We start from the raw sequence: 11911 nt of genomic DNA, 5'->3' as shown, positions 1-11911 counted from the left end.
TCAGTCACCCAGGTATTGAATGGTGATGTGGTATTTAAATACGTGCTGCTCAATGCTGATCGGTTCGCGTTTTCCTTTGCGATTCAGATACGTGATTTCCGTGACCAGTTTGCCGCGGCTATTGCGCAGTTCACGTGTATCGCCCGTATCGACGAGCGTCCAGCCTTGAGGTAATTGCGGTTGCCAGGCGCTAATTGGCCAATGACTAAGCATCACGTCAGCCAGCACCTGGCTTGCGGGCGGCAGTTGCGGAACGATGATCGATTGTTCGGTGTGCAATCCTTTTTCATCGTAAGTCACGAGGAACAGGCGAATGCCAACTGATGACAACCCGGCCAGTGTGATTTTCTTATCATCAGCATTAAGCATGACCAACAGCGACTGCGTTTTGCCGTTAAAACTTCCGGTCAGCAACTGTTGTGAATTCACCGCGGGAGAAATCCCCGGAGCAGGTAGCGTCACACGTGTTCCCGGCTCTAACCAGGCTTGTGGGCGGCCTTGCTGTTCCGGCTGTGTGTGGCTGCAACCGGCAAGAATCAGTGCGGCGAGCGCTATCATTAACGGCCTGATAAGGCGAATCCGCCACCCGGCAAAAAATGTCGATAACATCATCTTTTTTTCTTCTCTCTTTTCGTTGGCATCGCCAGCGGTGACAGCAAAAATGCAGTGAAAATACCGCTCACCAATACAATGCCAAAACTACTGATTGCCTGAGTGGCGCTAAAGACCAGCATGCCGAGCGTCAGGAGCGTAGTCATCATCGCCAGTGTGATAGCCAGTAGCGACGTCAGTGGCGTACCGCGTGGATTACTGAAAAACAGCGTGTAGTTAATGCCAATCCCCAGCACCAGCACCAGTGCCAGCAGCGAGAACAGGTTGAGCGCGTGCCCACTCAGAGCCAGTACCGCCAGACCACAACCTAAAGACAGCACCGAGGGGACCAGGCTAATAAAGCCTTTACGCCAGCCAAGTCGAATGACGGCGCCACAGGCAATTACTGCCAGCGCAACGCATAGCAAGCCCGTCAGAATATGGCGATACAGCGCAAACAGAGTGTCAAAGCTGCTCTTACGATCCACCCACGCAACGCCGGAATATTTCGTGCTGAGCGTGTTTAAAGCATCACTTTGTTTCACTCCTTCAACGGGAACCAGCACGCTGCTTTCACCGTCTGCCAGCGACAGCCACAGTAAGCGCCAGCCTTCACTGGCCGGGCTGGAAAGCCAGGCATCGACGGTGACCGGCATAGCGCTAAGATCGGGTTTCACCGTTGTCAGCCCGGCGCTGTTTAAGGCTTTTGTGACGGCGGGCGCGGCATCTTTTAACAGGGTGAGATCCTGCTGCTGCCGGGCGAGCGAATTTAACGGAATAGTGCGATATCCGCTGAGTAATCCGTCTTTTTTTGCCTCTTCCAGCGCGGGAGTAAAGGCTTCCAGTCGCTCCAGCGTTTGTTGAGCAGATTTGCCGTACACGACAAACCACTTCTGGTCGACGCTTTGCCCGGTCAGGGCGGTAATCGCTTTTTCCTGAGCGAGAATGTCCTGCGGTAGCGCCTGTAACTGGGAGATATCATCGTCTACGCGTAGCGTCGCCATGCCTGCCAACGAGAACAACGCGAGCACCACCGGTAGGCCAACGGATAATTTCTTATTCCGCCGCCAGGCGGCAAGCCAGCGTAGCATGAGTACCATTGCCGGAACCGGGCGCACCGGCAACCTGTGACACAACCATGGGTGCCAGAAAATGACCGTCAGGCACGAGGCACTCAGACCCACCGCCGCGAATACCGCCATCTGGCGAATACCGGGGAAGGGGGCCAGCATCATAATCAGATAAGCCGCCACGGTAGTGAGCAGTGCCAGGAGCAGGGCATTGCGTACTTTGGCAAGGCTTTGCCATGGCGATGTTTCTGCACCGTGTACCATCCGCTCGGTCAAATAGTAGAGCGTATAGTCGGCGGAAATACCGATGATGCTCATGCTCATCACCAGCGTCATCAGATGGAGTTCGCCAAAAATCAGCAACGTGACGACGGTTCCCGCCAGCGCGCCAATACCAATTGAAATCAGGCACAGCAGCAGCGGACGCAGCGAACGAAACACGGCCACGATGAGCAGGATCACCCCGATCACGGTCGCTATGCCTAGGGTCGAGATATCCTGTTTCGCCTGCTGGCTGGCGTAATCGCTGTAGAACAGCGTTCCGCGAGACAGTAATTGTGCCTGCGGATAGTGGGCTTTGAACTCACCTTCCAGCGTATTCAGCGTGGTGACCAATTGGTGCGTCTGTTGCATATCAAACGATGAGCCGGTCAGCTCGCCATGTAACAGATACCAGTAGTTGCCTTGCTCGTCCTGAGTGACCAGCCAGCCTTCCATCAGGCGTAAACGCTGGCCATTTTTGGCCATGGCCAACTGCGAGCCGCGCATCAGCATGAGGGGATCGTTTTGCAACTCTTTGCCGCTGACACCGGAGAATGCGGAGTAAAGCTGGGACAGGATCCACTGGGCCTGGGCTTCGCCGCCGTTTTGCAGACGAGCGCGGGTATCGTTATCTATCAGGCCGTTACGGTGTTTCCAGAAGAAAGCCCCCCATGCCTGCTGGCTGTCGGCGTCCATCGGGCCTTTCACCTGGGCCAGCGCGTGCGATTTTTGCAGCAGCGTCAGCCAGTCTTGCGCCGCCGACGGGTCCGGTTGCTTACCGGAACTCACCAGCCAGACCAGTTGCCGGTCGAGGCGCTGCATAAAGCCTTCGTTCAGGCTCGGGGGAATGTCGCCCATTGCCTGTTTTGGCAGCATGGCCAGCACGCTGCTATTGAGCCTGGCCTGCGGGAGTAGCGTCAACAAGACGCCCAGCATAATCAGGCAGGCGAGCCCCCATAACAGCGCGGGACGTTTACTGGGCGGCAAAGCGTTGGCGTTCATCATCGGTCAGTTGCGCTGGCGTCAGTTGGTGTTGGGAAAGCGCGATATTGGTGCGATCGCCCTGCTTGTCATTGAGCTGAATGCTCTCCAGGTAGGTCTTGCCGGCTAAATCAATCGTCGCGAAAATCTTATCCAGTGGCGTGGTGATTGGCGTCAGGCGTAACGTCCAGCGCCCCTCCCCTACGTCGGTAAAGGTCACGCGGAAGTTTTGCTCCAGCACCTTACGATCCGCCTGGAATAATGCACGTAGCAGATGATTGAACTGGAACATTTGCGGGTTGTTTTCGGCGGTGATGGTCTGCGGTGGCTGACCGTTAATCACCTGAACCATCCGCTTATCATCAAGCAACAGTTGCATCGGGAACGGCGCGGTTTGGTCCCACAACAGACCCTGGTCACGGGCGATCAGCATTTTGCCCTGAGACCGCAGCGGCTGCGGCAGATCTTTTATCGTCCGGGTTTGATCGAAATGGGCGCGAACGACCGGCTGTTCGGTAAAACGCTGTTGCAGGTCATCAAGCGTCAGGGCGCTGACAAAAGGGCTGATGAGCAGCACCAACAATGGCCATAATTTCATGGCGTCACTCCCATTCGTTCAAACAAAATATCCGGGCTGACAAAGCACAGCTCACGGCTTTTTTCGTCCACGGCGACCTGGATGGTATAGCCCGTTGTGGCGCGTTTTCCTGTTTCAGCATCGAAAATGTCGTAGTCGATACGCAGGCGATTTTCGAACTCTTTAATACGGGCACGCACACGGATACGCTGCTCGAAAGTCAGGGCGTTGCGATACTTCACCCGGGTGTCGACCACGGGCCACAAATAGCCGGACGCTTTCATCTGCCGATAACCGTAATTGAATTGGTTCAGCAGTGCCTCGCGGGCAATCTCGAAATAGCGGAAGTAGTTGCCATGCCACGCTACACCCATCATATCGACGTCGTGAAACGGAATAGTCAGCTCGACTTCAGCCGTAAAGCGGGGATCGTTAAGCACCCTTTACTCCTTGTCTTTGGTGTCCGGCAACTGCCAGAAATCGAAAAAGTTAAACCAGTCGAGTGGCGACTGAAGTGCATAGTGCTCAAGGCGTTCGGCGTAGCGATCGACGCTATTCTGTAATGCCTGTTGTCGGGTGGCGCGCGGCAAGAGCAGCGGGTCAGCAAATGGTTCGCAGTGGATGCGTAGTTTCTCCTGCTGGCGCAGGGCGAAAATCAGATCCACCGGACAGCGTAAAATAGACGCAAGAATGAACGGGCCCTGTGGGAAGGGCGCAACTTGCCCCATAAAGCGGCTCCAGCAGACACGCCATTCGCCGCCACGTTGGGTAGTGACTGCGATGCGATCGCCAACGATGGCGATCCATTCGCCACGATCCAGTTTCTCTTTGAGCAGAATGGCGGTATCCGGGCCAATATCGTTCACCGGTAGCAGGTTTAACGCGGCCTGCGGGGCCATCTCTTCCATAATTTTTTTAAAGCGTTGGGCGTTATCGCTAAATACCAGCGCATTGATTGTTTTACTGCCCTGTAGCTGGGCGAGTGCCCGACAGGCTTCGACATCGCCCAAATGTGAGGCCAGCAGCAGTTTTCCTCGCGGGTCGCTGACATTTAGCGTCTCTTCTGCGCCTGGTGCAAAAACAACATCGCGGCCGAGGTGCAGTTCACCGCGCCAGCTGGCAATTTTATCCAGCATCGCGCCGCCAAAACGCAGGAAATGCTGATAACTGGTCAGGTTTGACGGTACTGGCATCCGGCGTGCGATCAGTTGCGCCCGTACGCGGCGAATCCAGCTCTGAGAGGCTTTTCGGGCAGTTGATGCGGTGAGCCAGTAAACGCCGACTACCGGATACAGTAGCAGGGAGAAGGCTTTGCGACCCAGTAAACGCCAGACCAGCAACATCAGACGCATTCCCCACAGCCCTTTGACTTCCTGCTGCTGCGCCCAGTGTGTTGATGAACGACGAAAAAGCAGGGAGGGGATGCGTGGCAACATGCCAAAAAACAGGCGAGTGTGCATTAATGAAATGCGCAGATTGTCTTTGAGCGCGTCAAAATGGGATAGCCCGTCCTGCGGATAGATGACTCGTGTGGGGATAAAATAGCTGGGGTTGCCTTGCCAGTAGAGACGCACCATTACTTCTGTATCAAAATCCATCCGTTTGCCGAGCGTCACGCGCTGTGCCAGTTGCAGTGTAGGTGTCACCGGATACACCCGGAAGCCGCACATGCTGTCTTTTAGCTGCATCGAGAGCGTTTCTATCCACACCCAGATGTGGGTTACCCAGCGTCCGTACAGGCGCGAGCGAGGGACAGAATCATCGTAAATCGGTTGCCCGGAAATGAGCGCTGCCGGATGTTCTTTTGCCAATGCAAGTAGTCTGGGAATATCTTCAATGGCATGCTGACCGTCGGCATCGACCTGCACGGTATGACTGAACCCGGCATCTGCCGCCGCCTGAATTCCGCTAATCACCGCCGCGCCTTTGCCTGCGTTGACCGGCAGGCGAATTAACGTCAGATTGCCGTATTCTGCCGCCAGGCGTGCCAGTTCATCTTGTGTGGTCTTGTCGCTGCCATCGTCCACCACAATGCAGGGGAGATTGAATGGCTGAAGACGATCCAATACGCCCGACATCATTGCGCCGTGGTTATAGCAGGGGATCAACACGCACGGGGAAAACGTCAGCGACATAACCGAATCTTCCCGCTGCTGGCGGTATGGCGCGCTTCACCGTCGTGGCGCTGATAACTAAAAGAGAGCATCTGACGTTCTTCCTGCCAGCTCAGACTCAGGGTGATGGTGGTTCCAGGCAATAGCGGTGACTGGAACTTCACGTTCTGAATACTGTGAAAACGCCAGCCAGGGACCAGCAACGTGGTGGCGTAATGCATCGCCCAATCCAGCTGTGCAACGCCTGGCAGTAGTGGCTGCACGGCAAAATGCCCGCTGAACCAAAACAGCGAAGGGTCGAGATGTAAAACAATCTCAGCCTGTTGAGGCTGTGCCTGATGGCGCTCGATTTCATGGGGTTTCATGAAATAACTCCTGTAATTGCGCATAGACACGCTTGTTCATACTGTTGACCGGAATCTCATCAATCACCCGCCAGTAGCGGGGAACGGCGACCGGCTCCAGCCAGGGCAACAGCGAACGTCGCCAGGTCAGTTCTTGCTGTTTTCCTCCGCATGTGAGCCAGCGTTGGTGGGTTTTGTCATCCAGTACCAGCAGGACGCCAACGCCCTGGCGTCCCCCGCGTGAGACCGGCAATGCCGCGACATCACGTATACCGTCCAGTGCCAGCAAGCGTTGCTCCACTTCGCTGAGTGAAATGCGTTTCTCTTCAATCTTGACGACTCGCCCGCGCCTGCCCATCAGGCGAAACTGACCATTTTCGGTAAATTGCAGAATATCATCCAGCAACAGGCCATCATCAGCGGTAATTAGCGGTGAAAATACACGAAACGCGTCATTTTCTGGCTGAAATCTGACGCCGGGAAAAGGCAGCCATGCCACATCATCTTGATGGCGATAACGCCACGCAAGGATCCCGGTTTCAGTGCTGCCGTAGATCTCATCGGGCCAGACATTCAGCCAGTCAGCAGCCTGTGCAACGTCCTGCCAGGGCAGCATACCGCCCGCAGACAGAATCAGTTCGACCGGCGGCGGTGCCAGGTGGTGGTCGAGGCGTTTCAGAAACGCCGGACTGCTGATAAACGCATACCGATGCTCATGGCTCAGCGCCGCCAGTTGTTCGGCATACCATAGCATTGCCGCGTGCAGCGGCAGACCTAAGGCCATCGGCAAGAAGATACGAAACGTCAGACCATACAGATGTTGCGGAACCACTGACGCGACCACCCGGCAACCTGCGAGACGATCGGCAAAGCGCGTCGCGAGCAATGCCGCTTCGCTATCCAGACGAGCGATCGGTTTGATCACGCGTTTCGGCTGGCCGGTCGAACCGGAAGTGAACAACTCCACAAAGGCGTCGCTGCGTATTGCCGGAAACGTGATGTCGTGGGTCACGGATGTCATAGCAGAACTGACCACCCGTAGCGTTCCCTGCCACTCCAGCGTTTTATCGCTCAGTACGCCGTCAAACAGCCTGTGCTGCTCGTTTAACAACGAAACGCGACAATGCCCTGGGATCACCGGCGTTTTGCCAGCATGTAGCGTGGCCAGCAGCGCTACGATAAATAAATAGCTGTTCTCGAAGCACAATGCCCAGCGCTCACCTTCCTGCTGCTGAAGGTATGTTATCAACTGGGCCACATCATGGCGCAGATGACCCAGCGTCCAGGTATGCTCTTCCTGCCACGCAACAGGGACGTCGTTCGGGCGTGGGTCACAGAGCCATTGCGCAAGTGTGAGGGGCTGCTTCATTGGGTATCTCGTTTTATCACCAGTTGGCGAACTAACCACTCGCCGGCCATCAATGTTCCCATCAGTAAATAGGAAACCATACCGTTCCAGGTCGTCCACAGGGTCATATCGCCATTCAGTGCGGTAAAGAGCGCAACGCTGCCGTTGATGATGAAAAAGGCGCACCAGATTTGTGTCACACGGCGTGTGTAGCGTACTCCTGCCTCGGGCAGATTTGGGTCGCGCAGCCGCGCCAGGCGTTCAACAATGGGCATCGCGGACCAAAGCGATCCGCCAAAAACCGACAGCATCACTGCGTTTACCACTACCGGATAAAACAGCAGCAACTGATGCGTTTTGAGCAGATAACTGGCAATGCACAACGTGATACCCGCGACCGCCACGACCTGTGTCACGACGCGCAACGGCCCCGCCTGTCGCCGGGTCTGGCGAAAGCGTAAAAAAAGGAGTAGCGCCATCAACGGTAGCAACCAGTGCAGACTGTTATGCGCAAGGCCAAACCAGATCAAAAACGGCCAGGCCAACAACAGTAGGCCTGTTAGCAGTTGTACGACTGGCAGCGAGCGAGTGCCCGACACGGTGAATTACGCTTCTTTGAGAAGGCGTTCTACCGCGTCGACGACATCTTGTACGGTGCGTACTGCTTTGAACTCTTCCGGTTTAATTTTCTTACCGGTTTTCTTTTGCAGATGCACGATCATGTCGACGGCGTCGATGCTGTCGAGTTCCAGATCTTCGTACAGGCGCGCCTCAGGCTTAATGTCCTGCGGGTCGACTTCAAATAGCTTGACCAGCAGTGATGAGACTTCTTCGTAAATGGCTTTTTGTTCGGTCATAACGGACTATCCTCAGGCACGTTGCGCGTGAATGAACGATGCCAGCGTGGCGACGGAGAAGAAGTGCTGGCGCATTTCTTCGCTCTCTGCTGAGAGGACCACGCCATACTCGTTTTTCACCGCCAGCCCAAGCTCCAGGGCGTCGATTGAGTCCAGACCTAATCCATCGCCAAAGAGTGCCGCTTCGGTATCAATATCGTCAGCTGTCAGTTCGTCGAGATTCAATGTCGTTATAATGAGATTTTTGATTTCAAGATAAAGCGCTTGCATCATTAATTCCTGAAAGAGGTAAAGTACCTGGTTGTAATTGAAGCAAAAGATGCCGGTTCAACTGCCTTGCGGCCAGCGCCGGTTCTTGTGAATTTGCGTCGTAAAATTGGTCGATCTTAACCCGTTCGTGTACTGAAACGGTAAACATGGGCTTTATCGATGGGACGTCGTACCATTTGCTTTCTTTATCCAGCATTTGTTCGCTGCAGCTTATGGTTACGATGCGTAAATCGCTGCTGCAGCGTACGGCGATATTCGCCGCACCACGCTGTAACGTCATTTCCTCTCCGGGGCGTGTACGGGTTCCCTCGGGGAAAATTAAAATGGTATCGCCTTGTTCCAGACGTTGCTGGCACGCGGGTAACAGCGCATCAGCCTGACTGTTAATCAGATAATCTGCTGCCCGGACCACGCCGCCAAGAAACGGGTTTTTTAGTAATGCGCTTTTCACCAGACAGTCGGTTTCTGGCATGACCGAGGCCAGTAGCACGTAGTCAATGAGCGTCGGATGATTGGCGACGACCAGGCACCCTTGTTCGTTGCGTAAAATGTCTCGTCCTGCAATCTGGTAATCCAGCACGCCAAGTCGCTTCGCCACCGTTAAAAAGAGGCGAAAACTGGCAGCAATGCTGCGTCTGGCGATACGCCGACGTCGGGCTTTATCCCATACTGCGATGAGCAATACGTTAAACCAGACAGTAGAAAGGAGGAGTCCGCCGAGGCCAAACAGGGCAAAGCAAAAACCGGTCATCACCAGTCGCCATACCCAATTAAGCCGCAGGAAAATCGTGTTCATCCCTGACTCCACTGCCACTGTACGCGCTCGCCTGGCAGGGTAAACGCCGCGGTATCTTGCAAATAATGTTGTAAAAACAACAGGCTTTGTGGCAATGGTGTCTCACCTTGCGCGCAGTGTGGACGGGTTTCGCATTGCCAGCGATCACCGGATTCAATAACCAGCGCGACGGCAAACGGCCATGTAGGCATATCAGGCGGCAACTGCGGATGATAAAACTCGGGCAGAAAACCGTCGAAATCGACCATCAATACGCGCTGATATCCCGCCTGTAACAGCCCGATGACTTCGCATAGCCCCTGCTGGAACGTATCCCTGCCAGCGGAAAGCGAGGAGGAGACAATCGGCTTTTTCGCGGCGATGGTCAGGTTTCCCACAGCAGAATTATGCACAGAGAGGGCGAAATCGGTTGGTGAGAGAGCCTGCTCAGTCGCCAGGGCGTGCAGGATCCTGTAGTTACGCTCCAGTTCACCATGGCGGCTGGTGTACAACACGGCATCGATATCATGACGGCGTAGCATCGCCAGCCCGCAATCAACGGCCAGTTTGCTACCGGAGCTGAGGCGGCGAGCCGTCATCATCGGTAACTCGCTGAGTTTAGCCAATGGCGCGGTGGGATCGATGGCGTGCGAAAACCGTGACCATTCATGCCACTGTTCTGTTTCGCTTAATCCTGGCGCCTTGGCCTGCCAGTCGATAATGTTGAAAGCAAATTTCATCAACGCGTATCCGCGGTAAATCGGTTGTTCCGATTGTTTCTTATTTTTTCTTCTGACATATCAATAAAGTATGCCCAACACCTAAGTTGTCGTGGCGTTCATCTACCTGAAAACCTGCCTGATTCAGATAGTGATAAAACTTCTCTACGCTGTAGAAGCGGCTGTTGCCATTCGCCATACAGGTAAAATAAAGCGAAGACGCATTCAGGCTAAATGAGGCCGCTTCAAATTTTTGGGCATCCCAAAACAGTTCCATAATGCACAGCTTCGCGCCCGGTTTCATCACCCGAGCAATGTTGCTCAGAATGGCGATAATTTGTTCCGGGGAAAAACAGTCCAGAAATTGGCTCATCCACCAGATATCTGCCTCTGCGGGTAAAGGCGAGTCGCTAAGCATATCCACAGCATGGAAATTTATGCGATGGGATAATCCCGTATTTTCGATATTTTCGCGGGCAAGTGCAATTTGTTGCGGCAAATCTAATAGAGTGACTGCAATATTGTCATCATGTTGACAACAACGTAATGCCCATTTCCCGGTATTTCCGCCGACATCGTACAGGGTTGCAGGGGCGCTGGCGAATACATATGGCAATGCGGCATCAAATGCGCCATCTGAATAGTAATGATCGAAAGCGAACCAACTTTCACGCGCAGCCAGGGGTAATTGCGACAGTGCAGGATAGATTGTTGGCCAGTCGCCAAAAATTTTTAATCCCGCGGGCTTCCCTTCTTTCAGCGCATTCTCCAGATAGAACAGTCCCTGATAACAAACATCCTGGGTGAAATCCATATTCACACGCGTCATCGTGTCATGTAAAAGGAAGTGGCCGACTTTAGCGAGGTAATAATATCCTTCTTTGTGGGTAATAATTCGCCCACTTAACCCCATATCCAACAGGATGCTGGCGGCATATTCGTTGATGGTGCTGTTTTCGGTAATTTCGTCGAGCGTGGCGCCGCGTTTACCTTGCTTGTCCAGCCAGGTGAGTACTCCCGCATTTCGCAGACACAACGCGGTTTGAAAAAGCATAGGGGCAAAGGCGATACGTTGTGCTTCAGTAATGGCATCCAGTGCGCTAAGCGAATCCTGTTCGTACATGTGGGGACAACCTGTTAAATGGCAGAGAGTAAGAGTATCGGGCCTTTTCGGCCCGACTTTAGGCGTAATTACAGATTGGCACCGGCTGACAGATTGAGCTGGATGTCTTTATCCAGATTGCGTACCCAGCGGTTGTAGTTTTTATGAATTTTTCCACCAGAAGCCTGCAGGTTAAGGCTGCTGTCGTATTTAATGTCATAGCTGGTGGCGGTATAGGTGATACGGACTTCAGCCACATGATCGCGGGTTTGTTGGCGTGCTTTAATGACACCAGGACCGGCTTCAGACATGACCCATTGGCGTTGAATGCCCGCTTTCAGAATGGCGGTTTTAACCTGATCCTGAGTGTGCCCCGCGCTTACGCTGGTGTGAACTTGATCGATCGGCGCAGTGCGTGCACATCCCGCCAGCGCACCGACAACGGCAATGGCCGCAAACCACTTAATATACTGTTTCATTAAAACTCCCTCTCAAAGTACTGTTTATACGTGTTTAATAATAAGCTTAGAAATAATGATCACCCTGCAGTTCCCGTGATTTTATTTAAGCTAATCAGCATTTTATTTCACGTGTCCGATAGCAAGGCGATGAGGTTGCCGGATGGTAATATTCGGTGACTTTCTTCAACGGAAATTTTTCAGCGTAATCATCGGCGAGAAGTATAGATTTTTAGATAAAACGTATCAAATAAAATAACCTTTAAATATAGGTAGATAGTTTGAGTTAAATGCTGTGGGGGGATTCATTATTCTTATGTGGTTTGGCAAAGACATCCGTACGTTGACTTATGTATTTTCTTTATTAAAAAATGAAATCCTTTTCACTCTTTATTTAAGATAAATTGCGATATATACCTGTATGGATATCAGTTTAACGGGCAT

14 protein-coding genes are annotated in these 11911 nt (G+C 53.4%); all 14 read right to left on the bottom strand.

Annotated elements, in window-relative coordinates:
* The 14 genes from JTI85_RS20915 to JTI85_RS20850 all read right to left on the bottom strand — a co-directional run bounded on the left by JTI85_RS20915 (nucleotide 1) and on the right by JTI85_RS20850 (nucleotide 11476).
* A complete protein-coding gene (locus JTI85_RS20915) occupies nucleotides 1-612 on the bottom strand; it encodes a DUF3261 domain-containing protein (protein ID WP_071887398.1) in 612 nt (203 codons plus the stop codon).
* Nucleotides 609-2927: an MMPL family transporter gene (locus JTI85_RS20910; protein WP_219351962.1), complete on the bottom strand. Its 2319-nt coding sequence runs from the start codon at nucleotides 2925-2927 to the stop codon at nucleotides 609-611. The genes JTI85_RS20915 and JTI85_RS20910 overlap by 4 nt, the downstream gene beginning before the upstream one ends.
* A complete protein-coding gene (locus JTI85_RS20905) occupies nucleotides 2896-3501 on the bottom strand; it encodes an outer membrane lipoprotein carrier protein LolA (RefSeq protein ID WP_219351961.1) in 606 nt (201 codons plus the stop codon). The genes JTI85_RS20910 and JTI85_RS20905 overlap by 32 nt, the downstream gene beginning before the upstream one ends.
* On the bottom strand, nucleotides 3498-3920 hold the full coding sequence (locus JTI85_RS20900) for a thioesterase family protein (RefSeq protein WP_048213601.1): 423 nt from the start codon (nucleotides 3918-3920) through the stop codon (nucleotides 3498-3500). Before JTI85_RS20900 ends, JTI85_RS20905 begins: the two co-directional genes overlap by 4 nt.
* 3 nt (nucleotides 3921-3923) lie before the next feature.
* Complete coding sequence (locus JTI85_RS20895; RefSeq protein WP_219351960.1) at nucleotides 3924-5615, bottom strand: glycosyltransferase; 1692 nt, start codon at nucleotides 5613-5615, stop codon at nucleotides 3924-3926.
* A complete protein-coding gene (locus JTI85_RS20890) occupies nucleotides 5606-5959 on the bottom strand; it encodes a beta-hydroxyacyl-ACP dehydratase (RefSeq protein ID WP_061068761.1) in 354 nt (117 codons plus the stop codon). Before JTI85_RS20890 ends, JTI85_RS20895 begins: the two co-directional genes overlap by 10 nt.
* Complete coding sequence (locus JTI85_RS20885; RefSeq protein WP_137364135.1) at nucleotides 5946-7307, bottom strand: AMP-binding protein; 1362 nt, start codon at nucleotides 7305-7307, stop codon at nucleotides 5946-5948. The genes JTI85_RS20890 and JTI85_RS20885 overlap by 14 nt, the downstream gene beginning before the upstream one ends.
* Entirely contained in the window at nucleotides 7304-7885 is a 582-nt protein-coding gene (locus JTI85_RS20880) for a hypothetical protein (protein WP_048213597.1), read from the bottom strand. The genes JTI85_RS20885 and JTI85_RS20880 overlap by 4 nt, the downstream gene beginning before the upstream one ends.
* A gap of 6 nt (nucleotides 7886-7891) precedes the next feature.
* Nucleotides 7892-8143: an acyl carrier protein gene (locus JTI85_RS20875; protein ID WP_005121566.1), complete on the bottom strand. Its 252-nt coding sequence runs from the start codon at nucleotides 8141-8143 to the stop codon at nucleotides 7892-7894.
* 12 nt (nucleotides 8144-8155) lie between these two features.
* Nucleotides 8156-8413 (bottom strand): phosphopantetheine-binding protein, encoded by a 258-nt coding sequence (locus JTI85_RS20870; protein WP_048213596.1) that lies wholly within the window; start codon nucleotides 8411-8413, stop codon nucleotides 8156-8158.
* Nucleotides 8394-9209 carry a 1-acyl-sn-glycerol-3-phosphate acyltransferase gene (locus JTI85_RS20865; RefSeq protein WP_061068760.1) on the bottom strand — a complete coding sequence of 272 codons (816 nt, stop codon included), beginning with the start codon at nucleotides 9207-9209 and terminating at the stop codon, nucleotides 8394-8396. The genes JTI85_RS20870 and JTI85_RS20865 overlap by 20 nt, the downstream gene beginning before the upstream one ends.
* Nucleotides 9206-9928: a beta-ketoacyl synthase chain length factor gene (locus JTI85_RS20860; RefSeq protein WP_048213594.1), complete on the bottom strand. Its 723-nt coding sequence runs from the start codon at nucleotides 9926-9928 to the stop codon at nucleotides 9206-9208. Before JTI85_RS20860 ends, JTI85_RS20865 begins: the two co-directional genes overlap by 4 nt.
* A gap of 40 nt (nucleotides 9929-9968) precedes the next feature.
* Nucleotides 9969-11030: a class I SAM-dependent methyltransferase gene (locus JTI85_RS20855; RefSeq protein ID WP_040231691.1), complete on the bottom strand. Its 1062-nt coding sequence runs from the start codon at nucleotides 11028-11030 to the stop codon at nucleotides 9969-9971.
* 68 nt (nucleotides 11031-11098) lie between these two features.
* A complete protein-coding gene (locus JTI85_RS20850) occupies nucleotides 11099-11476 on the bottom strand; it encodes a hypothetical protein (RefSeq protein ID WP_122973906.1) in 378 nt (125 codons plus the stop codon).
* Nucleotides 11477-11911 lie beyond the last annotated feature (435 nt).

This window comes from Citrobacter sp. Colony219 (assembly GCF_019382635.1).
GTDB classification, from domain to species: domain Bacteria; phylum Pseudomonadota; class Gammaproteobacteria; order Enterobacterales; family Enterobacteriaceae; genus Citrobacter; species Citrobacter youngae.
This window is presented reverse-complemented; position numbering and strand designations above follow the sequence as displayed.